Below are 24,391 nucleotides of genomic sequence, written 5' to 3' on the forward strand. Positions count from 1 at the left end.
GGATTTTATTTAAGAATAATAAAGAAAAACGATTTTTATTAAGAACTCCCCGATATCTTTTTAAATTAAAATTTGTCAGATGTTCTTAAAAATACTCGCTTTAAGTCTTTGTTACTTAAATAAAATCCTTTGCACCTTAATATTAATCTTTGCGCCTTTGCGAGCAACTACTTCGCTAACCAGAATAAGGAATTTAGTATAAGCTTATTCTGTATTTCGTTATCAAATGTATGGGATAGATCAGCATTGGTATGATGCTCATAATCTATATCGTTATGCCCCATGTTGAAGTATACCATCCTGTAGTTTTTGTTTGTCCAGGCAACCGGATAATACCCGCTATGCCAGATTTCATGTTGTTTAGGTCCTGTTCCCAAAGGAAAACTGGAAGAATCTACTGCCAGTAGAATCCGGATGTTGGCATTCGTACGAAGATCATTACTCCACCTATACCATTCATTGGGAGATGCCTTAAAGGTTTTAGGTAATCCTTTGGTGACAGGATGTTTGTTTTCTACTCTTAATATTGCACTGGTTGGGCGCCAGGTATTGCTGCCATACTCTCCGGAACCAAGAAAAGTATTATGATACCAATTCCAGTTCTGGGGATACATAGATGGTGTTAATGCAAATGCAGAAAAGTGGAACCCCATCCATCGGCCTCCATTCTCCATATATTGCTGAAACGCGATACGCTGTAAACTATCATCCGGCCGGGTATCCAGGAATATTACCACCTGGTATTTCGACAGAAATTCAGTATTCATATTTTGCCAGTTGTTGGTAGAGTCGTAATGGAAGTTATATTTGGCGGCCATTTCAGGAAACCATTTGTTGGCCTCATGTACAAAGCTGATATGAGCCTGATCGCTTTTTCCGGTGTAAAATGCAATTACATTGAATTTGGATTTTTGCGTTTGTGCGTTTACGTTATAACTGTATAAAATACAGGCAAGCAGCCAGTACAGCAAGTGGAATTTTAGCTTCATATAAAATATTAATATTCAAACAAAATACAGTTGTTTTTTTAATTATTATATAGGTGGCAATTTTACCCTCTAAACCCGGAAAGGGGAAAATGCGACAAATTCAATGTGTTGATTATTAATTAGTTATGTTGTTTTGTCGCAAATGACCAGCAAAATTGTCGCTTTTGAACCGGCTATGATCTAATCAGCTTTTTATCTTTGTATCGTATTTATTGCATCATTTACAATAATGTCTGCTATGCAAAAGATCACTCCTTCACTCTGGTTCAATGATAATGCTGAAGAGGCAATTAATTTTTATCTGACTGTTTTTAAGAACGGAAAAGTTGTAAATAAATCCTATTACGGTGAAGGAGCGCCTTTTCCCGAAGGAACCTTATTAGCCGCTACTTTTCAGTTAGATGGATTGGAGTTTATGGCTTTAAATGGTGGCCCTGTATTTCCTTTTACAGAAGCAGTTTCGTTTGCTGTTAATTGTGAAACACAGGAAGAAGTTGATTATTATTGGGATACGCTTTCTGGTAATGGTGGAAAGGAAAGTCAGTGTGGCTGGTTAAAAGATAAATATGGTTTATCCTGGCAGATAGTGCCTACAATAATTTTTGAGTTATTTTCAGATCCTGATAAAGAAAAAGCTGGTAGAGCTATGGCAGCAATGATGAAAATGAAGAAATTGGATATTGCCACCTTGCAAAATGCGTTTAACGGCGAATAATATTTACTCACCTCATACTTCCTTCATAACTTATCAGCCAGTGATGTCCAAACTGGTCTGTTAGTGTACCAAATAATGCTCCCCAATGATTGGCTCTTAGTGGTGAAGTAACAATTCCATTCTCCGATAATTTACGATAATATATTCTGGCCTCAGCGGCTGTGCTGCAATTGAGTAGCAGTGAGATGCTATTGCCCTTGGTAAGCCCGGCTTCCGATACCATGTCTGTTCCTGCAATTACTAATGAATTGCTGGTCAAACTACCATGCAAAACAAAGTCGTGCATATAGTCTGGTAACTGATCCGACATTGGCGAATCGCCAATAGTTTGTAGGTCTAGTATGCCTCCAAGACAGGCTTTATAAAACGAGAGCGCTTGCCTGCAGTTGCCGTTAAATGTAAAATATGCGTAGATGCTGCTCATGCTTTTGATTCAATCAATCCAATGCAAATGTCGATATCCTTCGATTATCCGATAGGGGGAGTTGGCGACAATTCATAGGCATTTTGCGGCAGAGCGGATAGCAAGGTCTTAATTTAAAAATTCTTATTTGAGAATTTTTTATTCTTAAATAAATAGAATATATTCTTATTTAATATTGCTTATTCATACCACTATGATACATATTTCCATTTTAGTGCCTTTAGGGCATTTCAGCGTATCTAACATCGAGAGTAGTTTACAGATCCTGAAGGAAGTAAACTCCTATTCACTGGAAAAACATCATTCTCCCCTTTTCGAAATCGAATTAATAGGAAACGGAGATCAAATCCCACAACGGGAAGATCAGTTTATGGTGGCACCCGATAAGCATTACAATCAGGTACAGCATACAGATCTGATTCTCATTCCTTCCCTACACGGTGATATAAGAAAAATGCTGGAACTTAACCAGGAGCTGGTTCCATGGATCATTAAACACTATGATAAAGGTGCTTCTGTAGCTAGTTTATGCCTGGGTGCCTTTCTGCTTGCAAAAACTGGATTACTAAAAGGTAAACAATGTACTACCCACTGGAAACATGCGAGTACCTTTAAATCAATGTTTCCGGATATTGATCTGCGGGATGAAAAAATTATTACCGAAGAAAACAGAATCTTTACCAGCGGAGGTGCCTTTTCATATCTCAACTTACTCCTTTACTTAATCGAAAGATATGCTGGCAGAGATATGGCGCTGAACATAGCTAAATCATATGCTATTGAAATGAACCGGAATAGCCAATCTGCTTTCATGATCTTCGAAGGCCAGAAATCGCATAAGGACGAAAAAATAAAAATGGCTCAGAACTTCATCGAGAACGGATTCAGAGAAAAAATTTCGGTCGATCAGTTAGCCACCCTCACCTCAATCAGCCGCCGCTCCTTCGAACGACGTTTTAAGAAAAATACCGGTAATACTGTCGTCGAATATATTCAGCGTATGAAAATTGAAGCTGCAAAAAGAGATTTCGAGTCCAGCGATAAAACCATCAACGAAGTAATAAGCGATGTGGGGTATATCGACTCAAAAGCTTTCAGAACTGTCTTTAAACGTATTACTGGCCTTACACCAATGGAGTATCGCAACAAATTCAATAAACTGGCAGTGGAAGAGGAAATGGATTGATTGCAATTAAAGAACGGCAAGTCCTATATTTGTAAGGATAGTAAAACCTGATTATGTATAGGAAAATTTCCGTCTTTATGGGGCTAATGCTGATTGGCAAATGTCTCCTGGCTCAACAACAATACGAACTTAATAGTGGCTGGCAATGCAATATTGCTGGTTCAGTGAAGGTAAACGGTGAAAAATTATCAGACCCGGCTTATTCAATTACAAACTGGCAACCCGCTACTGTACCTGGTACTGTACTTACTACGCTAATAAACAATAAAGCGGTTCCCGACCCAATGTTTGGTATGAATAATGAAAAGATCCCAGACATTTATCATACAGGCAATGATCAATATACTTATTGGTTTGTAAAAGATTTTAAAGAACTCCCGGCAAGTGCCGATGGGCAGGTATGGCTTCATTTCAGAGGGGTGAATGAAGGTTGTGATGTTTTCCTGAATGGTCATAAACTAAATAACAATACGCATTTCGGAGCATATTTAAGACAAACCTATAATATCACTCCATGGTTGGCAAAAAATGGAAATAATCGTTTAGCTGTTATTGTTTACCCTCCCAAATATCCTGGTAATCCTAATGGTGGCCAGGGTGGTGATGGTACCATTGCCAAAGGAGTTGGTCCGCAGTATACTGCAGGATGGGATTGGATTCAGCCCATGCGCGACCGCAATACCGGAATCTGGGATAAAGTATTTATTGAAAAAACAGGTGCCATTAGCCTGAAAGATCCCCATATTATTACGAAGGTACCTGGAGTCAGAAAACCACAGGACCCTCAGCAACCTGCGATTATCAATACTGCTGTTACACTCGAAAACAGCACATCAAAACCAATTACAGGTACATTGAAATTTTCAGTTGCAGAAACTTCCGTTACTTCAAAAGTTGCAATACCTGCTAAAGGAACTGCTTCCATTACTTTACCACAACTAACCCTGCAACATCCGAAACTATGGTGGCCTGCCGGATATGGAGATCAGCATCTTTATAAAGCTACGCTGAGTTTCACTGATCAGACAGGAAAACAACAGGATATAGATACAATTGTTGTAGGGGTTAGAGAAATCCAAACTTACTGGAACGCACACACGAATAGCCGCGAAATTGCAGTCAATGGTCAAAAAATCTTCATCAAAGGTGGAAACTGGATTACTTCTGATGCGTTGTTCCGCTTCACAAAAGATCGCTATGATGCAGAAGTAAAGTTTCATCGCGATATGAATCTCAACCTGATCAGAATATGGGGTGGTAGCCTCACCGAGCGGCCGGAGTTTTTTGAAGCATGTGATAAATACGGATTGCTGGTATTCCAGGATTTTTGGATGTCGGGCGATTGTAATGGGCGCTGGACCGATCCAATGAAAAAAGAAGATCAGTGGACTCGTCGCCAATATCCTGATGATCATGGATTATTTCTGGCAAGTGTTGTTGATCAGGTAAAGATGCTGCGGAATCACCCTTCTCTGGCTTTCTGGTGCGGTGGTAATGAAATCACACCACCTGCTGATATTATGGCAGCAATGAAAGACAGTATTTTACCAAAACTGGATGGTACACGTTACTTCTTCGATTACTCTAATTCAGATAGTATGTCGTACAACCATCTGGGTGGTAATGGTGATGGCCCATATGGTATACAACCTATTTCGGTATTCTGGGGTGAGCGTACTTTTCCATTCAACTCTGAAGTAGGGTCTGTTGGGGTTGGCGATTATGAATCTCTGGCACGTTTCTTACCTGAAGAAAATCTGGTGGCACCTGACCCTGCTACCGGGAAAGTAGATGCTGTATGGAACTACCACAAATATATTTCGTATAACAACGCTATATCTCCCTATGGAGAGTTTAAAGATTTGAAACAATGGGCAAACAAAGCTCAACTGGTAAACTACGACCAGTACAGAGCTTTAATGGAAGGATTCAGCGCACATATGTGGGATTGGTATACAGGTGTGATAATCTGGAAAACCCAGAATCCATGGACCGCCTTACGTGGACAGATGTACGATTATTACCTCGATCCGAATGCTTGTTTATATGGCACAAGAAAAGGGGCGGAGCCGCTGCATATAATGTATAACCCAATAGATGGGATGGTTTCAGGGGTAAACAATACTTTCAGTTATGCAAGGGATATGATGCTTGAGTTAAGAACTTTCGATCATTTGGGGCATGATTCTGTATTGACGAAAGTATTTGTTGAAATTGGACCAACAAGTGTTCAGAAATTTATGTCTGTTGCTGCTACTATCAATAAATTAAAGGAAAAGGATGGTATTTTCTTCTCTTTACGTTTGGTAAAAGCTGATGGAATTGTGGCAGATAATTTTTACTGGTTGCCCAATGGTGATGGTAAGTATACCGGACTAAGTAAATTATCCACAGCTAAGTTGCAGTGTACTGCTTCCCGTGCGGATGCCGGTGGTATAAAAGTTACTTTAAGTAACCCGGCAAATGGCCCGGTTGCCTTCTTTAATCGCATTTCTTTAGTGAATGCTAAACATGAGAGAATACTGCCAGTGTTTTATAATGATAACTATGTATCTGTTCTTCCCGGAGAAACAAAAACTATTCTTGTGAGTGGTGAACTCACTAAAATGAGCCCTGATGCGCAGATTGAGGTGTATGGAGAGAATGTGGAGAGTCAATACATTGTTATTCAATAATATTGAAATATGGGTAAATGAGTTTGTCATTTGCCCATATTTTTTATTTTAGGTTGATGATTTTAATTTGATAGATAATTTCGTTTTGTTTGTTAATTCTCGTTTGTCACCCCACTAGTACCACTTAAGAAATATTTCCGGCCATTTAAAATTTAAGTTTTCGTTTAAGGTATGCTGTTAGTATTTTGAAATGCAACTGAATTGTTGTTTGCCCGGTCTTGCTTTTATATTTCATCGTCAGTATCTGTTCTGTTTAATAATCTATATCTGATTGTCAATTTAGTTGTAATTACTCACTTAATTAATGCACATGAAAACGAAAAGAATCATTAACTGTTTATTAGTTCTGTTATTTGTAGTATTTGGCTGTAGTAAAAAAGAAGGTCCTCAGGGCCCGGCTGGTCCGGCAGGCCCAAATGGTGCCACAGGAGCAACTGGTGCTACAGGACCAACCGGGCCCCAGGGAGCTACCGGTAATGCGAATGTGGTGATGTATACATTCGGAAGCAAAACATTCACCGGACTATACAATTATGCGCTGGGAAATCTGAGAACCTCATTTGTAGATTCCTGCCTGATATTGGCATATTATGTACCATCAACGGAAGGTCAGACTACCTGGTATCAAATAGGAGGCCTGGCTTCCGGTGCACTATATGATACCAGAGGCTTTATATATCAAACATCAACTTCACCATCACAATACGCATATAGCGCAAGATTGGTTACTGTTGGTAGTTCTGCATCTTATCCTAATTCGGTGACTTTCACAAAATTCAAGGTTATCCTTGCTCCGGCTTCTACTATAATTGCAGGTGCCAGGGGGGCGAACCATCCGGATTTCAATGATTATAAAGCAACATTGGAGTTTTTTGGCTTGAAGGATGAATGATAGAAATATTTTTAAAACAGAAAGATGACATTCGAAATTATTTTCGAATGTCATCTTTCTATTTTTATCAATTTTTAATAAATAAAGCTATAAGAAAGTCTGGCTATCAGATTGTTTTGGCTATACCAGCATTCTCTATATCCGCTCTCGTTTTTGGCAAACAATCAGGATAATTTTCCTGAATGAATTTCATAAGGTTCTCTCTCATATAACAACGAAGATCAAACGCATTACCAGATGTGGCGGCACTCATTAATGTTCTTACTTCTATTGTACGATCAGTTATATTGGTTACCTGCAGCGCTTTTGCGCGCTTATCCCAAAGAGGAGATAAATCAAGCAGTTTTTCAAATTCCGCTCTGAGTTTATCTACCGGTGTAGTATAATCGAGATAAAAAAAGGCAGTACCAAGAATTTCGGCTCCGGTTCGGGTCCAGTTTTGAAAAGGTTTCTCTATAAAATAATTAATAGGAAGTATTAGCTTGCGCTGATCCCAGATGTTTAGTACAACATAGGTCAATGTAATTTCTTCTACACGCCCCCATTCACCTTCTACAACCAGTACATCATCGATACGAATAGGTTGGGTAAATGCAATTTGGAAGCCCGCAAGCAGGTTGCCCAGCGATTTTTGCGCAGCAAAACCTATGATAATACCGCTGACACCAACTCCGGTAAGTAACCCTGCTCCCAACTTGCGCATGCTATCGAAGCTCAGTAAAATACCACATACGGTGAGTATGAGTATTAGCGCAATTACCAGTTTACGAATAAACTGAAGTTGGGTTCTGATTTTTCTCTCTTTTAAATTATTCGCTTTTTTGAGATCATAAGTGTGATAAATATAATCTTCCAAAACCTTAACCACGCCAATGATTAATGCAGCAAAAGCCAATGTAAGCGCAATTTCCAGCGCCTTGCTGAGAAACGGAACATACTTGGGGTTGAGTCGCATCATTGGTAAGGTCATGTTCAACAATAACAATGGCAGGAGAAAATTGAATGCTTTACCTAGCCTGAATATTATAGTATGAACAAGCGAAAACTCTTTCTCCTCAATAAAGGATTTTTTTAAGAAGAATGACAATAAATACTTGATCAGCCAACCTAAAATGACTGCAATACCTGCCAAAATCAAATTCCATAGGAAGTCGGGCAGATGATCTGTTCTTTCTATTAGTTGATTCCACATGCGCGCGATGCCCCAAAGATGGTGCCGTTATCGACTTGTTGTTGGTAGATTTCCGCTAATAATGAAGTTGGTGGAGTATTTGGCAGAAGAGAAAAAAAATTCAGGAGAGAAGAGTAGGTACACAGTCTGTGGCTTTTTAGAGCAACAATGTAGGGGAATAGCATTAAAAGCAGGGGAAATATCAAAAGTGATGTGACATAAATGATAATTTTTTCAGATCAGGTATCCGATACAAATCGGATTGAAATTACTTTTGATATTTCCCTTTATTTAAAAATGAAATTATTGTTGTTGTTTCTTTTTCTTGGAATGATCTACAATTGCGCCAGTTCCGGCACCTACTCCGGTTCCGATAATTGCTCCGATAGCTGCACCTTTCACCCTGTCTTTATTTACAATTGCACCTGTTACAGCGCCTGCTCCGGCTCCAACAACTGCTCCTTTGGCAGTATGGCTCCAGGATTTAATTCCTTTCTTTTTTGCTGCGGGTGCAGAGGCAGGGGAGGACGTTTGAGTTCCGCTGCTGGCAACAGGAGTGGCAGGTTGCTCATTTGCAGCAGGATGTTTTTTATGAACATTTAAAGCATTAATCGAATCGGCAACTTGTTGTTTAATGGCATTTACTTTGTTCATCGAATCTATTGCCTCTTTTTTAGCCTGTTCAATGGCTGCATTATTATTGGCGTTTCCGGCACAGGATAATAAAACAATTGCAGCAGCAGATGCTGTGATAAACTGTTTCATGGTTAAAATTTTACGTTTAGACCAGCGCAGGCTACGAAAATAATGCCAGAATTAGGGGATAAGCTTTAATGCCTTGCCTTTATGGGCAGCAATATGATCAGTTTTGTCGCTTTTGATCTCGTATTGTGGCTCCTCCTGGCTGGCACGATGCGTATATCCTTTAAAATTGAAATCTGAAGTATGGATTTTAATAATAACACCGGATACATATCCGACTTCCGAATTCCATCTAACATGATCTCCCACTTTAAATTGATGTTCCATTGTTTTAGGTTTTTTAATAATAACTATTGTAAGGAGATTTCTGTTTTGAAATTTTTTTCGAAGCTACTGACATAAGGTTGTCACTACCCCCCAATTATATTTGTATCATCATAAAATTACTGACTTATGGAAAACAATGTTTTAACAGCAAATGCAACCGGGCAAAAGAGTTTCATGAATCCTAAGGAGTTTCTGGCTCATTGGCAGGGGCATAGAAAGCTCACAAGAAGAATTATCGACGCATTTCCGGAAGATAAGCTATTTGAGTTCCGTATTGGAGGTATGCGCCCCTTCGCTGAAATGGCAAGAGAGTTTATAGGAATGGCTACCCCGAGTTTATATGGGATGGTAACAGGTGAATGGAAACCTTTGGAAGCAATACTGCCAGCCGGCGTAAATGGCCAACCTACTACCAAGGCCGATTTACTGGCATTATGGGATGCAGTAACTCCTGAAATTGATGAATTGTATTCGCAGATTCCGGAGGCAGATTTCCATAAGACCATCTCATTATTCAATAAATATGAAGGTCAGATTCATTCTTTGCTATTATACATAGCAGATAACGAAATTCATCACCGTGGGCAAGGTTATGTATATCTGCGTGCCTTGAATATTGAGCCTCCGTTCTTTTTCGATCGTTAAGATCTGTGGGCACTGGCATTAAATTTTTCCCGGTATTCGGTAGGGGTCATACCTACTGTTTTACGGAAAACTTTTCTGAATGCTTTAGGATCGTTGTAGCCGGAACTGAGGATAATACTAGTCATTTGTTCTCCGGTTTGTTCCAGCATCTTTTTAGCGGCTTCTATCCGTGTATATTGCAAATATTCGATAGGAGTGAATCCAGTAGCCTGTTTGAAGCGTCTTACTATGTTACGGCGACTAGATGGAATATCTTTGATTATTTCTTCAATTGTGCCGGCTTCCTGGTATTTCGTTTCTATTTTGTCCTGAGTGGCAGCCACCAGTTCATCATTATGCTGGCGGGTGGGTTGAAAGGTGCTGAAATAATGTTGTTTGTCTCTCCCCATATCCACTGCAAATATTTTAGCTGTTCTGATGGCAGTTTCAATGCCCAGATGAATTTCCAGTAAATGAAGCAGGAGATTAAACGTAGAGGTGGCGCCTCCGCTGGTATAAATCCCTTCATCATGTGTTACCGTTTTATCGGGCAAAAGGTTCACAGATGGGAAAGCAGCAGAGAATGCCTTACAGCAATCTACGTGGGTAGTAGCAATACGACCATTCAGCAAACCACTTGCGGCCAATAAAAATGCTCCGGTGCAGAAACTGGCTATTTCTGCACCTTGCTGGTATTGCGATTGCAGCCAGGGCAAAAAGGCAACGTTATCGGCTACGGATTGTGGCAAATTATCTGTCGTAAAAGATGGTACCAATACGAGGTTGAACCGACTTCCCTGTTCCAGGGGTTCCGAATGATAATTAGGAAATGCGTAGGTAATAGACTTGCTTTCCTGAGTATAAACTAAAGTGATTTTGAAAGGAGCTGCTGCCTCTCTTTGGAGGTAAATTTTATTGACTGTCTCTAGTACATCAGTAATAGCAGCCAGACTTAAAAGTTTATAGTGCTGAATTAGTAGGATTCCTATTTGGAGCATATTTGCCGGTATTTAGAAACAAAATCAAACTTAATAATTTTTTGTCGCAAATAACCCTGAGTTTGTCCATAACAGCATCTATATTTTTTATGTTGAAAGGCTAACTTGCGAAATAATATCAATATTCTATTCAAACTGAATTGTATGGTAGAAGTATTTAAAACAAATGTACAACGAACCACTGTAGCCAAAGAAATTATAGCCATCCTTCTACAAAATTTTCCGGGTAGAAAAATAAATTTTGATTTAGAAGATTGTGATAAGGTACTTCGGGTAGAAGGGGAGAATTTCCAGCCTGGAAAAATAGTAATGCTTGTGAATGATAATGGGTTTCAGTGCCAGGTAATGGAAGATGACTGAAAAATTGCATGGATGCCGCGAAATGATTTTCCGGTATCCATGCCAGTTATATAAGGGTCAGATTTTTAGCCTGATAGGCTTGTAATGAAGGGTTGTCTGCTGGTAATTCTGTAATCAGATAATGAATATCCTGTAAATCAGCAATTTTCATCTTCATCGATGAATTCATTTTTTCTGAAATTGCCATAATTGCCACCTTATCCGCCGCCTTAATCATTGCTTTCTTAACCTGAATGGTTTCCCAGTCGGCATCCGTTAACCCATTAACAGGATCAATAGCATTGGTGCCAATAATGCATAAATCGGCCTTAATATTGGAAAGATACTCAAATACTTCTCCACTTACGGTCATCTGACTATAAGCAGAAATTTGTCCACCTATCATAATCGTTTTAATCATCGGTTTATCCAGTAGCTCCACCGCTGTAAATACATTTACAGTAATAAACGTAGCTTTCAGTGTAGCTGGGATCTTCTTGATAAACTCCCGGATAGTAGTGCCTCCACCAATTAAAACTATCATGTCGTCTTGCAATAATTGCAAAGCTTTTTCTGCAATTATTCCCTTATTACTCTGAGCATAGGTTTGGGATTCATGCCCAAAGTGATAGGCAATAGACATGGCCCCACCTTTGATTTTTACCACTTCTCCATCTTCTGCGAGCTCATTTACATCTCTGCGAATAGTGTCTTCAGATACATTGATCAGGTTAACCAATTCATTATAGGTGATCCTTGTATGAATGTTCACCTGCTGGATTATAAGATTTTTCCTCGCCTTTTTAGTAAGGTTAATCGGAGGAGTATGATCGTGCGCATTGGCATTATCCATAACGTTACTTCTATTGGAAGGTGATGATACTTAAAATAATTATTATATGCAATAAATGCCTTTTTTAGCAAAAAGTGCAAAAAACAAAAATAATAGTTTTTACGAAAATTTGCATTTCTATCAAGCTAAAATAAAATTTCTTAAATCTTTTTTAAACATAAATAATTTATAATCAATTTTATATCGATAATAAATCGACTCTTTAGAAATTCCAAATTGCAGAAAATGCAATTTATTTCTGCAAAAAATTTGCATAAAATGCAAATATCCTTATTTTTATCCCTGTATTCCGCAAAATTTGAAAAACAACTATCAACCAAACCACATGATGAAGAATGTCAAAAGCCTGGCAACTTTAGCAAACTTATTTCTGCCTGTAGTCTGCCTCCTGCTATGCCTGGGTACTAATGCCCAATCATCTGCCAGCAATAAAACAGTAGCCGGTACCGTTACCGGCCCCGATCATCAGCCTGTCATCGGCGCTACCGTTACCCTCCTTGCCGCAAAAGGATACGGAGCTACCACCGATGCTACCGGCCACTTTTCTATTAACCTTCCCCCTTCCATCTCCGGAGAAGTAACTCTTGCCATTACTTTTATCGGTTATGAAAGAAAAGAAGTAAAAGCAACACCCGGACAACCAATCGCCATTCAGCTGGCCGTTTCGGCTAAAGATCTCGGCGAATTGGTAGTAACGGCCCTGGGAATTAAAAAAGAAAAGAAAGCAGTTGCTTACGCCCTCACCGAACTAAAAGGAAACGACTTTACCCAGGCCCGCGAAATAAATGTCGCTAACGCCTTAACCGGTAAAGTAGCTGGTGTCAACTCTTCCGGCCTGGCTGCCGGCCCGGGTAGCTCCAGCCGCGTAATCATTCGTGGTACCGGTTCCCTCAACGGCGATGTACAACCGCTTTACGTTATCAATGGTATGCCCATGGATAACACCACCAACAGCGTTCCTGCCAGTGGTAACGGCGCTATTGGACTGAATAGCGACAGAGGCGATGGGATCAGCAGCCTCAATCCGGATGATATCGAATCCATCACCGTACTGAAAGGTGGACCCGCTGCCGCCCTATACGGTAGCCGCGCTTCCAATGGCGTTATCCTGATTACCACTAAAAAAGGCGCCGCCAAAAAAGGAATCGGAGTTGATTATAATTCTTCCCTGACTTTCGAATCTCCCAGCGTTTATCCTAAATGGCAATACGAATATGGTTCTGGCCAGAAAGGACTGAAACCAACTACTCAGAATGAAGCCATTGCTGCTGGCCGCCTCTCCTGGGGCGCTAAAATGGATGGCTCTCCTGTCGTGCAGTTCGATGGGGTAAATCGTCCTTATTCTCCTCAAAAGAATAATATCAAAAACTTCTACAATACCGGTAATACCTTTTCTAATACCGTTGCTTTCAATGGCGGTAATGAAAATACTACCTACCGTGTATCCCTGGCCGATATGACGAATCATGGACTTGTTCCTAATCAGCAGCTCAACAGAAAAACTGCTACTTTAAGTGTCAATTCATCTTTAAGTAAAAAATTAAGCTTCGAGTCTTACCTGCAATACAATATCGAGAAAGCAAAAAATCGTGCAGGCGTTTCCGATGCTCCGGGTAACGTAAACTGGGGTACTTACATGCTGGCAAATACTGTTGATATCCGCAGCCTCGATCCTGGCTATGATGCCAATGGAAACGAAATCAAGTGGAATCCTTCCGAATTCGCTACCAATCCTTTCTTCGCGCTAAATAAATACAAAAACCAGGATGGCAGGAACCGCTTTATCGGATACCTGAATGTTAAATATAATCTCCTCGATAATCTCTTCGTTCGTGGCCGCGTATCTCAGGATTATTCTGCTATCGAATATACTGGTGTGGTGCCAACTGGTACTGCCTATGCAACAAAGGGATTTTTTAAACAAAATACCAATTCGATCACTGAAACAAATGGTGAGCTATCCATCAACTATCAGGGTAAACTGAGCCGCGACCTGCAACTCAATGTCATGGCAGGTGGCAACCAGCGCAGAGCCAAATCAAATATCACTGATCTGGATGGTACCGGTTTCTTCGAACCTGCTTTCTATGACGTCAGTAATGTAATCAGCTTGCGTACAACCAATATCAACTCAAAAACCGGTATCAACTCTTTATTCGGCTCTGTTGATCTTTCGTTTAAAGACATGCTCTTTATTTCGGCAACTGGGCGTAACGACTGGTTTTCGACTTTAGATCCGAAAAATAATAATATTTTCTACCCTTCTGTTGGGGCCAGCTTCCTGCTCTCTGAGGCAGTGAAACTTCCTTCCTGGTTTAATTATGCCAAGATCAGAAGTTCCTGGGCCCAGGTAGGCGGTGGTGCTCCACTTGCCTATGCTCTCAATCAAACCTATAGCATGGTTCCGGGTGGTGGACATTTAGGTCAGCCTCTCCAAACTCCTACTCAAACAAATGGTACCGGCTCCGGCCTCCTGATGGCTCCAAATCCTAAGCTCCGTCCTTTTGTTTCTACTACTGCCGAATTCGGAATCGAAGGCCGTTTCCTTAATAATCGTTTAGGTGCCGACATTACAGTATATAATCGCAGAACGACCGACGATATCATGCAGGTAGCGGTTTCTCCGGCTTCCGGTTACTCCACCGCGTACCTCAACATCGGTACTATGAACAATAAAGGAATTGAAATTCAGCTGAATGGTAATCCGGTAAAAACTAAATCTTTCTCCTGGAACGTAGATTTCAATATCGCATATAACAAAAACGAAGTATTGAAACTCAATGATGGACTGGATTTCATTGAACTAGATAAAGCTGTAAATAACTATGCTTACCTGTATGCCGAAGTTGGCAAACCTTATAGCATTATCAAAGGGTACAGAGTAAAGAAAGATGCACAGGGTAATACAATTTATGATAAATCTTCAGGGTATGAAGACAGAGAGTTTGTAGATCTGGGAACCGGTATTGCTCCGGTAGGTGGAGGTATCAATAATAAATTCACTTACAAACAATGGAGCCTCGACTTCCTCATAGATGGTAAATTCGGTGGGCATATTTATTCTGGTACTAACCTTTATGCTACCCGCTTTGGATTAACCGATATTACCTTACCAGGAAGAGATGGCGGACTCACAGTTACGGGAGTAGATAAGGAAGGAAAACCATTTACAAAAACTTTCACATACAACGATAATCTTCAGGGGTATTACGATAACTTCAAAAACCTTTCTGAAAAGTTTGTATACGATGCAAGTTTCGTGAAATTAAGACAGGTTGTACTTCAATACAGTATTCCTTCGAAAGCGCTTGCTTTTGCTAAAATTCAATCTGCTTCAATAGCTTTTGTAGCAAGAAATCTGCTCATTCTGTATAAGAACACTCCGAACATCGATCCTGAATCTACATTCAGCAATGCGAATGCACAGGGCTTTGAAATGTTTGGCGTTCCTCCAACCAGAAGCTATGGCCTTAACCTGATGGTGAAATTCTAAGTTTACTCTCTTAAAAAATTACACGATGCTAAAATTTGCAAAATATAAATACGCTTTACTCCTGGGTGCAGTACTGGGATTTAGCTCCTGCGATAAAGGCTTTAAGGATATGAACGTCAATCCTAATGCCAGTACTAACCCGAATATCAATTATCTGTTTACTCAAAGTTTGCTAAAAGGAAACCTGGTGTACGACAGAACTTATTTTTATACTTCCTATCTGACCTGCGGCAACTATATTCAGCATTTCACTACTGCCAAGGAAATGGCTGGTGCCGGTGCTGGCGATAAGTATGCTGTTTCCGATCAGTATCAGGGTATGTATTACCGTTACATCTATACCAATGCCATACTCACCTTGCAGGAAATCATCAATGCTGCAACCAAATCCGAAGATGTAAATAAGAAAGCTGCCGCCCGTATCTGGAAGGTATTGCTGATGCAAAGAATAACAGACCTCTATGGAGATGTTCCGTATAGTGATGCTTCCAAAGGTCGTGAAGGCTCTTATGTTCCAAAATATGATGCCCAGGCAGATATCTATTTAAATATGCTGCAGGAACTTGAAGATGCCATTAAATCATTTGATGCAGGTAAACCTACTTTCGGCGCTGCTGACCTGTTTTATGGTGGTAATATAGATAGATGGAAAAAATTTGGTTATTCTCTGATGCTCAGAGTAGCCATGCGCACCACGAAAGTTACTGATAATAAAGTAGTAGCTAAAGACTGGGTGCTGAAGGCTGTAGCCGGTGGTGTGATAACTAAAGATGAAGAAAGTGCAGTACTGAAATACAGTAACGGTCCGCAGGTGTATAATAACAACCCGGTTGCTTTTGAACTGGTAAATCAGGATTATGGTCCTGATGCCCATGGAGAGGGGAATACGGAATTAGGTAAATACAGTAAAACATTCATCGATTTCCTGAAAAACAACCAGGACCCTCGCTTGAACGTAGTGGCTGTAGTATGGAATAATAATAAACCTGATACCAGCACTGCTATTCAGAAAGGATTACCTAGTGGAACTGATAAGAAAGCCGGCGATTTTGTCACTTATTCGGAACCTAATCCGGCTACTGTTTTAAATTATGCTGCTCCATTGCTGATTTTAACAAATGCCGAAACAAACTTGCTGTTAAGTGAAGCTGCTCTCAGAGGCTGGACAGGTGGCGATAAAGCACAATTATTCCGCGATGGGGTTAGTGCTGCTTTGCGTAACTGGTCATTGTTTGGAGCTGCTGGTACTATAGATCCGGTGAGGATTAATAAGTATGTTGATGATCATGCTTTAAATACTGCCGGAACTTTTGATGCACAAATGAATCAGATTCATACTCAGTTTTGGGTTGCATTATTCCTGGATGAGCAGGAGGCCTATGCCAACTGGCGCCGTACAGGTTACCCTGTTTTAGTACCTGTAAATTATCCGGGTAATGCTACCGGTGGAACCATCCCTCGCCGTTTGCCCTATTCTGCAAACGAACAAGGTATTAATGCTACCAATTACAAAGAAGCTGTTGCTCGTCAGGGTGCCGATTTGTTAACTACCCGTATGTGGTGGGATAAATAATTGTGATGAAAAAAACATGGCTGATCATATGGCTGTTAGGGGGGCTTAATCTCTGTATTTCAGCCCAAAGGAAAGAGGCTGCCGCTCCGGCAGCCTTGATTCCTTTGCCCGTTCAATCTACCTGGTTTGCAGATTCTTTTAAGATGGATGCCAATACCAGTATTCATGCAGATAAGAGCCTGAATCATGAACTTAATTTACTGCAATCATATATTCAATCTGCTGCCGGATTTAAACCATTAACAAGAGGAAGTGATATTTCTTTATTGATAGATACCCAGCTGGTAAAGCAGCCGGAAGGATACCTGCTTTCAATTCAGCCAGCTAAGGTTACCCTTATCGCGTACAATGCTGCTGGTATTGTACACGGTATTGAAACTATGCGGCAGTTGTGGAAACAATCGTCCAACAGCCTGATTTTACCTGGTACTTCAATAACCGATTACCCACGTTTTTCCTACCGTGGTATGCACCTCGATGTAAGCAGGCATTTCTTCCCTGTATCTTTTATCAAACAGTTTATTGATCAATTATCAATTTATAAAATCAATAATTTCCACTGGCATCTTACTGATGATCAGGGTTGGAGAATAGAGATCAAAAAGTATCCGAAACTCCAAACCATTGCTGCATTCAGAAACCAAACCCTTATTGGACATAAGAAAGAATTACCTCACCGCTTTGATGGCCTAAAATATGGAGGGTATTACACACAGGAGGAAATAAAAGAGGTTGTTGCCTATGCAGCTGCAAAGCATATTGAGGTAATCCCTGAAATTGAAATGCCTGGTCATGCAAGTGCTGCTCTTACTGCCTATCCCGATTTGGGTTGTACTAAAGGCCCTTATAAGACCGCCGAATTCTGGGGGGTATTTGATGATGTATTTTGTGCTGGCAATGATTCTACCTTCACTTTTCTAAAAGATGTATTGGATGAAGTGATTGAATTATTTCCTTCAACTTACATTCATATTGGAGGAGATGAATGCCCGAAAACCAGGTGGCACCTTTGTAAGGCCTGTCAACAGCGCATACATGATAATAACCTGGCAAATGAAGATCAGTTGCAAAGTTATTTTATTCGTCGTATAGCCAGCTACGTTAACAGTAAAGGCAGGAAGATTATGGGGTGGGATGAAATACTCGAAGGTGGCCTGGCTCCGGGCGCTACTGTAATGAGCTGGCGAGGAACTGCCGGTGCAATAGAGGCAGCTAAGCAACAGCAAATGGTAATTATGACTCCGGAAGATGAGCTGTATTTCGATCATTATCAGTCGCTATACCCTGAAGAAAAAGTAGCAGCTGGTGGCTATACTCCATTATCTGAAGTATATGCCTATGAGCCGCTTACTGCTACGAAGGATACTGCACTGATACCTTTTATTGCTGGTATTCAGGGGCAGGTATGGAGTGAATACCTCAGTACTCCCGGACAGGCTTGGTATATGATTACACCACGTATGCAGGCGATGGCAGAAAGAGCCTGGTCGCCAAAGGAAGTACGTGATTATTCTTCATTTACTTCAAGGTTTAAGGTGTTGGAAATTGATACCAGCTTAGTATTTGAAGAAATTAATTACAGGATCGAAAATTTAGAGAAACAAAAGATTACGGTTTCCCTTAATAGTCATTCTACTAACGTTATTCACTATACGATTGATGGGTCAGTTCCCGATATCAATAGTCCGGTTGCTACAACAGTTATTCCGCTTACACAAACCTGCACTCTTAATGCTTTGTTGTTTGATCGGCAGCAAAGACCCGTGCATAGAGTCTTTCAACAGTTATTTTCTATTAATAAAGCAACAGGAGCAAATATAGTCCTTCAACATCCACCAGATACCAAATTCAAGGGTAGTGCAACAAAACTTGTGAATGGTGTTGTGGGTACTCATCGTTACAACGATGAGCAATGGCTTGGATTTAGTAAACAATCTCTTATTGCAACAATCGATTTAGGCAGTGAACAATGGATTAATCAGGTAGGGATTAATTGTCTTAATTATCATTGGCAGCGAATGTGGGCTCCTCAATATGTTTTGTTTGAAGGATCGGCCGATGGGGTGCATTTTCAAAAGTTGGCAAAAGCATCAAAATTTCCCGTTAATGGTATCAACAAAATTCTCCTGGCAGTAAAGCGAACAAAGTTGAGATATGTTCGTATTACAGCTCCGCCAGCGGGAATAATACCAGCAGGAGAATATGGTGCTGGTGGTAATAGTATGTTATTGGTGGATGAAATTATTATCAATTAAGGCATGGCGTTTTTACTTGTTGTTATTTGTATTGCAATGCTCATTGTATTGCTAACCTGGGCAAAGCTAAATGCTTTCGTAGCATTTCTCATTGTTTCGCTGTTCGCGGGTATTATACTTGGTATGCCGGTAAATTATATTCCGCTTGCTATTCAAAAAGGAATAGGCGACACCGTTAGTGGGTTGCTGGGCATTATTATATTAGGGGCGATGTTGGGCAAACTGGTTGCCGAAAGTGGGGCTGCCAGACAAATTGCAGATACGCTTATGAAGGCATTTGGCCCCCGTTATGTTCAATGGGCTTTACTTTTAGCCGGTTTTATAATTGGTATCCCATTATTTTATGGAGTTGGTTTTGTGTTGATGATCCCATTGATTTTTTCTGTGGTTTATCAATATAAACTACCGGCTGTATATATTGGTTTACCAACACTGGCTGCCCTCTCTGTTACACATGGATTTTTGCCACCACACCCTTCGCCAACTGCATTGGTTACTCAGTTTGGGGCCAATATGGGGCATACTCTCCTGTTAGGTTTTATAGTAGCAATTCCTACTCTCCTGATAGCCGGACCATTATTCTCGCGTTATTTGAAAAATATTCCGGCAGCACCATCAACTATGTTTAGCCATGCGGCATCTTCAAAACCATTACCGGGAAAAGGATTGAGTTTTCTGACTGCGTTGCTGCCCGTAATCTTATTAATGCTGACAACCACTTTTTCGCACTTTGGACAACAGCCATGGTTACACTTGGTTAGCGACCCTACTATTATTATGCTATTTTGTTTGCTGGTTGCTACCTTTACACTTGGAATACTTCAGCAAAGTAAGGTGAAAGAAGTAATGAGTACCTATGGAGATGCTATAAAAGATGTTGCAGGAATATTATTAATTATTGCCGGAGCGGGAGCCCTCAAACAAATACTGGCTGATGCCGGTGTTAGCGCTGCTATTGCCAAAGCCATGCAATCATGGAATATTTCGGCATTAGTATTAGGCTGGTTGGCGGCAGCCGTCATTCGGGCATGTGTAGGGTCGGCTACCATAGCCGGACTTACAGCAGCGGGAATGATTGCTCCTTTAATGATTCAGCAACAGGTAAACCCTAACTTAATGGTCTTGTCAGTAGGGGCAGGCAGCCTGATGTTTTCGCATGTAAATGATGCAGGATTCTGGATGTTTAAAGAATACTTTAACTTAAGTATCAAGCATACCTTGCTTTCCTGGTCAGTGATGGAAACAATTGTAGGAGTAGTGGGGTTGTTAGGAGTATTAGTATTGGAAAAAATAATTTAAATCATACAATAAGCAAAAAAGTAAGCTATGCAAAACAACAATGCAGAAGAGAAATTTGCGGCACTGGGATTAACACTACCACCAGCACCAGCACCATTAGGGGTATACAAACCATTTCTGATCGATGGAAAATATTTATACCTCTCAGGTCACGGTCCTGTTCAGAATGATAAGTCACTGATTATCGGACGCATTGGTGAGGCAATGAACATGGAGGAAGGTAAATTGGCAGCACGTCAGGTGGGGCTAACAATGTTATCTACTATTCAAACTCACCTGGGAAGTTTAAATAAGGTAAAAAGGGTTATTAAAGTTTTGGGAATGGTAAATTGTACCCCCGATTTCGAAAGACATCCTTTCGTGATTAACGGCTGTAGTGAGCTATTTGCTGCTGTCTGGGGTGAAGAAAACGGAATAGGAGTAAGAAGTGCAGTTGGATTTGGCTCTTTACCTGATAATATTCCGGTAGAAATAGAAGCAATGTTCGAACTATACTAGTTATTTTATTAATTTGATCCTTTGTTGGGATAATGAATTTCCTGGCAAAGGATCAAACTAGTAACTTTTAAATAACCAGTATGCCAGCAGAAAGTAGGAGAAACAACAACGTAATTGCTTTTGGGGAATTTTTGTTACGCCTGCAGAGTAATGCAGGTAAAAGATTCCTGCAAACAGATGGTTATACTGCATACTATGCAGGTGCAGAGGCAAATGTATGTGTATTATTATCTCGTCTGGGAATTAATACTGCTTATGTTACCCGTGTTCCTGACAACGATGTGGCACAGGCCGGAATAATGCAGCTCAGAGCTCAGGGCGTAAGTGTTGATCATATTTTATATGGTGGTGATAAACTGGGTGTTTATTTCACAGAAGCCGGAAATGCAGTAAGACCTTCAAGAGTGATCTACGATCGTGCAGGTACTTCCTATGCGTCCTTACAGCCAGGAATGATTAACTGGTCTTCACTCTTCCAACAATATGGTTGTTTCCATTGGTCTGGTATAGCAGCAGCCGTAAGTGCCTCCGCTGCTGATGTTTGTAAAGAAGCATTACATGCTGCAATGGATGCTGGTATCACTATTTCTTCCGACTTTAATTACCGTTCCAGTTTATGGACCTATGGGAAACATCCTTCTGTTGTAATGCCAGAACTGCTGCAATACAGCGAAATTACCGTGGCCGATCTGGATGCTGCTTCAATTTATTTCGGAATCGATATACCCGTCACTCTACCTCAGGAACAGAAATTTGAACTGGTTTATTCCAAACTAAAGCAAAGAATGCCCCGATTGAAAACACTGGGAATGAGTTTTCGTTCTGTTAGAAACGGCCAGTTATGGTATAATGCCGCTTTAGCACATAACGATGAACTATTTTTTGCAGAAGGTTTTCCTTTAACAGTGGTTACAGACCAGATAGGAGCAGGGGATGCTTTCACTGCCGGGGTGTTGTATGGGCAGCTAAATAAGCTCTCACCTCAATATACTATCGACTTTGCAGTAGCCTGTGGAATGATCAAACAAAGTATTCCGGGTGACTGGGCATTAGTTGATTTGGAAGAAATTACTGAATTAATGAAAAACGGACCTTCGGGTAGAATAATACGTTAAATTGGAAAACATGATCTTTACTATAGATGCACACCTCGATCTGAGCATGAATGCCATGGAATGGAACAGGAACCTCCGGCTTCCTGTTAAGGAAATACGTGAGCGTGAGGCCGGGCAAACCGATAAGCCAGACAGATGTAAAGGTGTTGTATCACTACCGGCTCTTAGAGAAGGAAATATTGGTATTGTGGTAGCTACACAAATCGGAAGATTTGTTGCTCCCGATAACCCGCTTCCCGGTTGGTTTTCTCCGGAACAGGCATGGGCGCAGACTCAAGGTCAGCTGGCCTGGTACAAAGCGATGGAAGATGCCGGAGAAATGAAAATGATCCGCTCTGCTGCTGATCTGGATGCCCATCTGGCTTTATGGAATAATGGAGCTCCTAACGAAAATAAACCTATTGGTTATATTCTCAGCCTGGAAGGGGCAGATTCAATAGTGGATCTCAGCTACCTCGAAAAAGCATACAATAATGGACTGAGGGCCATCGGTCCTGCCCACTATGGCCCTGGGCGCTATGCAAATGGTACTGATGCCACCGGGCATTTAAATGATCTGGGTAAGGCCCTGTTAAAGGAGATGGAACGTTTGAATATAATTCTTGATGCCACCCATTTATGCGATGATGCCTTCTGGGATGCAATGGAACTATTTAACGGAACTGTTTGGGCCAGTCATAATAATTGTCGTACACTGGTAGATCATAATCGCCAGTTTAGTGACGATATGATTAAAGCCCTGATTGCAAAAGGCGCTGTTATTGGAGGCGCAATGGATGCCTGGATGATGGTTCCTGGTTGGGTAAGAGGACAATCTACTCCCCGTGCTATGAATTGTAACCTCGAAAAAGTAATTGATCATATGGATCATATCTGCCAGATTGCCGGTAACACTTTACATATAGGCCTAGGAACCGACCTGGATGGCGCATTTGGTAAGGAACAATGCCCGTACGACCTCGAAACAATTGCAGACCTTCAGTTAATGCCAGCCTTATTTGAAAAAAGAGGGTATAGCAAAACCGATATAGAAAACATTATGCACGGCAACTGGTTGCGGATATTCCGCTCTGCCTTGTAGCTCGCAGGCTCGCTGTTTCACGCAGAGAAGCAGAGATTAATATTAAGAATTAAGGATTGATGTGGATGTTTTTTGTTTTTATCTTAAAAAATATAGACATCAATCCTTATGTTTCTCCAAAAAACTTAGCGCATTTGCGAGAAAAAATAGCTTTGCCGGCAGTCTTTTCTTTTATATTTTGCGGCCATGAATTTTCTTGAAGTAGATCACATCAGCAAAGAACAGCACGGCGGTTATATTCTAAAGGATGTAAGCTTTACCCAACAGCAGTTTCAAAAATTGGTAATTGCTGGGGAAACCGGATCAGGTAAGAGTACACTGATGAAAATCGCCGGTGGTATGGCCCAGGCAGATTCAGGAACAGTTATGTTTGAAGGAAAAAGAGTGAAAGGAGCTTTGGAAGTATTAATCCCTGGTCATCCCGGCACCGCTTATTTATCCCAGCATTTCGAGTTACGCAATAACTACAGAGTAGAAGAAATTCTGTCATATGCCAATAAACTTACCGATGAATCTGCACAGGAAGTATTTGATGTTTGCAGAATTACACATCTGCTGAAAAGAAAAACTGATCAACTGTCAGGAGGCGAGAAGCAAAGAATTGCAATGGCCAGACTGCTGATCGGGGCACCAAAGCTTTTTTTACTCGATGAACCATATTCCAATCTCGATATGATTCACAAGAGTATCCTCAAAAATGTGATTCAGGATATCGGAGATAAATTAGGAATTACCTGTATGCTAGTCTCTCATGATCCGCAGGATATTTTACCCTGGGCAGATGTAGTGCTAATAATGAAAGACGGCACAATTGTTCAGCAGGGATCACCTTACGAAATTTATAATCAACCTGTCAATGAATACGTAGGCGGCCTATTGGGTAAATATAATCTGCTTACTCCTCAGCAGGCATCCTGTTTTAAGGATCTACCCGGGCTGCAATTCGAGAAGAGCTTATTTATCAGACCAGAGGATCTGTCTATTAGCAAGGCCAGAAAAGAAATTGTAAAAGGTAAAGTTGTTGAATCTTTATATTATGGTAGCTACTATGATATTACTGTAAAAGTAGAAAACACTTTTCTCGTTGTCAGATCATCAGATGGTGGTCTTAAACCTGGTGCCTCAGTGAATATTGCTGTCAACATATCCAAAGTTTGGTATTTATAATAAAAGAATAGCATA

The 24,391-nt window shown here is 40.7% G+C and carries 21 protein-coding genes; 14 read left to right on the forward strand and 7 right to left on the reverse strand.

All coding sequences use genetic code 11. The features are described 5' to 3' along the window. Nucleotides 1-167: 167 nt before the first annotated feature. Nucleotides 168-989 (reverse strand): ThuA domain-containing protein, encoded by an 822-nt coding sequence (locus tag DVR12_RS14925; RefSeq protein WP_116976592.1) that lies wholly within the window; start codon nt 987-989, stop codon nt 168-170. Nucleotides 990-1,227: 238 nt separating this feature from the next. Here DVR12_RS14925 and DVR12_RS14930 point away from each other — a divergent pair, with 238 nt between their 5' ends. Then, on the forward strand, nt 1,228-1,704 hold the full coding sequence (locus DVR12_RS14930; protein ID WP_116976716.1) for a VOC family protein: 477 nt from the start codon (nt 1,228-1,230) through the stop codon (nt 1,702-1,704). Nucleotides 1,705-1,711: 7 nt separating this feature from the next. Here DVR12_RS14930 and DVR12_RS14935 read toward each other — a convergent pair whose 3' ends face one another. Beyond that, nucleotides 1,712-2,128, reverse strand: a complete 417-nt coding sequence (locus DVR12_RS14935) for a VOC family protein (protein ID WP_116976593.1) — start codon at nt 2,126-2,128, stop codon at nt 1,712-1,714. Nucleotides 2,129-2,321: 193 nt separating this feature from the next. Here DVR12_RS14935 and DVR12_RS14940 point away from each other — a divergent pair, with 193 nt between their 5' ends. The 3 genes from DVR12_RS14940 (at nt 2,322) to DVR12_RS27800 (ending at nt 6,881) form a co-directional block, all read left to right on the forward strand. Continuing rightward, on the forward strand, nt 2,322-3,314 hold the full coding sequence (locus DVR12_RS14940) for a GlxA family transcriptional regulator (protein ID WP_116976594.1): 993 nt from the start codon (nt 2,322-2,324) through the stop codon (nt 3,312-3,314). A 53-nt stretch (nt 3,315-3,367) separates the two neighbouring features. Then, nucleotides 3,368-5,989 (forward strand): glycoside hydrolase family 2 protein, encoded by a 2,622-nt coding sequence (locus DVR12_RS14945; protein ID WP_116976595.1) that lies wholly within the window; start codon nt 3,368-3,370, stop codon nt 5,987-5,989. A gap of 310 nt (nt 5,990-6,299) precedes the next feature. After that, nucleotides 6,300-6,881 (forward strand): hypothetical protein, encoded by a 582-nt coding sequence (locus tag DVR12_RS27800; protein ID WP_199417121.1) that lies wholly within the window; start codon nt 6,300-6,302, stop codon nt 6,879-6,881. A gap of 106 nt (nt 6,882-6,987) precedes the next feature. On the opposite strand, the gene DVR12_RS14955 is transcribed toward DVR12_RS27800, so the two are convergent. From DVR12_RS14955 to DVR12_RS14970, 3 genes are all read right to left on the reverse strand, one after another. After that, complete coding sequence (locus DVR12_RS14955; RefSeq protein ID WP_116976596.1) at nt 6,988-8,073, reverse strand: mechanosensitive ion channel family protein; 1,086 nt, start codon at nt 8,071-8,073, stop codon at nt 6,988-6,990. A gap of 282 nt (nt 8,074-8,355) precedes the next feature. After that, nucleotides 8,356-8,817: a YMGG-like glycine zipper-containing protein gene (locus DVR12_RS14965; RefSeq protein WP_116976598.1), complete on the reverse strand. Its 462-nt coding sequence runs from the start codon at nt 8,815-8,817 to the stop codon at nt 8,356-8,358. 51 nt (nt 8,818-8,868) lie between these two features. Beyond that, complete coding sequence (locus tag DVR12_RS14970; protein WP_116976599.1) at nt 8,869-9,081, reverse strand: hypervirulence associated TUDOR domain-containing protein; 213 nt, start codon at nt 9,079-9,081, stop codon at nt 8,869-8,871. 126 nt (nt 9,082-9,207) lie between these two features. Between DVR12_RS14970 and DVR12_RS14975 the strand changes: the two genes are divergently transcribed. Further along, the gene (locus DVR12_RS14975; RefSeq protein WP_116976600.1) at nt 9,208-9,726 is read left to right on the forward strand and encodes a DinB family protein; all 519 of its coding nucleotides are present in this window, start codon (nt 9,208-9,210) and stop codon (nt 9,724-9,726) included. Here DVR12_RS14975 and DVR12_RS14980 read toward each other — a convergent pair. Beyond that, nucleotides 9,723-10,703 (reverse strand): GlxA family transcriptional regulator, encoded by a 981-nt coding sequence (locus tag DVR12_RS14980; RefSeq protein ID WP_116976601.1) that lies wholly within the window; start codon nt 10,701-10,703, stop codon nt 9,723-9,725. The genes DVR12_RS14975 and DVR12_RS14980 overlap by 4 nt on opposite strands. A 144-nt stretch (nt 10,704-10,847) precedes the next feature. Between DVR12_RS14980 and DVR12_RS14985 the strand changes: the two genes are divergently transcribed. Then, nucleotides 10,848-11,063: a hypothetical protein gene (locus DVR12_RS14985; protein ID WP_116976602.1), complete on the forward strand. Its 216-nt coding sequence runs from the start codon at nt 10,848-10,850 to the stop codon at nt 11,061-11,063. A 46-nt stretch (nt 11,064-11,109) separates the two neighbouring features. Here DVR12_RS14985 and DVR12_RS14990 read toward each other — a convergent pair whose 3' ends face one another. Then, nucleotides 11,110-11,895: a DeoR/GlpR family DNA-binding transcription regulator gene (locus tag DVR12_RS14990; protein WP_116976603.1), complete on the reverse strand. Its 786-nt coding sequence runs from the start codon at nt 11,893-11,895 to the stop codon at nt 11,110-11,112. A 325-nt stretch (nt 11,896-12,220) separates the two neighbouring features. Between DVR12_RS14990 and DVR12_RS14995 the strand changes: the two genes are divergently transcribed. From DVR12_RS14995 to DVR12_RS15030, 8 genes are all read left to right on the forward strand, one after another. Further along, nucleotides 12,221-15,388 (forward strand): SusC/RagA family TonB-linked outer membrane protein, encoded by a 3,168-nt coding sequence (locus DVR12_RS14995; protein WP_116976604.1) that lies wholly within the window; start codon nt 12,221-12,223, stop codon nt 15,386-15,388. A gap of 25 nt (nt 15,389-15,413) precedes the next feature. Then, nucleotides 15,414-16,961, forward strand: coding sequence for a SusD/RagB family nutrient-binding outer membrane lipoprotein (locus tag DVR12_RS15000; RefSeq protein WP_116976605.1), 1,548 nt, complete (start codon nt 15,414-15,416; stop codon nt 16,959-16,961). 5 nt (nt 16,962-16,966) lie between these two features. Next, a complete protein-coding gene (locus DVR12_RS15005; protein ID WP_116976606.1) occupies nt 16,967-19,216 on the forward strand; it encodes a glycoside hydrolase family 20 protein in 2,250 nt (749 codons plus the stop codon). A gap of 3 nt (nt 19,217-19,219) precedes the next feature. Next, nucleotides 19,220-20,515: a gluconate:H+ symporter gene (locus DVR12_RS15010; RefSeq protein WP_116976607.1), complete on the forward strand. Its 1,296-nt coding sequence runs from the start codon at nt 19,220-19,222 to the stop codon at nt 20,513-20,515. A gap of 27 nt (nt 20,516-20,542) precedes the next feature. Further along, nucleotides 20,543-21,013, forward strand: coding sequence for a RidA family protein (locus DVR12_RS15015; RefSeq protein WP_116976608.1), 471 nt, complete (start codon nt 20,543-20,545; stop codon nt 21,011-21,013). Between the two features lie 80 nt (nt 21,014-21,093). Next, nucleotides 21,094-22,128: a sugar kinase gene (locus DVR12_RS15020; protein ID WP_116976609.1), complete on the forward strand. Its 1,035-nt coding sequence runs from the start codon at nt 21,094-21,096 to the stop codon at nt 22,126-22,128. A gap of 10 nt (nt 22,129-22,138) precedes the next feature. Next, the gene (locus DVR12_RS15025; RefSeq protein WP_233522395.1) at nt 22,139-23,209 is read left to right on the forward strand and encodes a dipeptidase; all 1,071 of its coding nucleotides are present in this window, start codon (nt 22,139-22,141) and stop codon (nt 23,207-23,209) included. 186 nt (nt 23,210-23,395) lie between these two features. Then, nucleotides 23,396-24,376 (forward strand): ABC transporter ATP-binding protein, encoded by a 981-nt coding sequence (locus DVR12_RS15030; protein ID WP_116976610.1) that lies wholly within the window; start codon nt 23,396-23,398, stop codon nt 24,374-24,376. Nucleotides 24,377-24,391 lie beyond the last annotated feature (15 nt).

This window comes from Chitinophaga silvatica (genome assembly GCF_003419895.1).
In the GTDB taxonomy this organism is placed as follows: domain Bacteria; phylum Bacteroidota; class Bacteroidia; order Chitinophagales; family Chitinophagaceae; genus Chitinophaga; species Chitinophaga silvatica.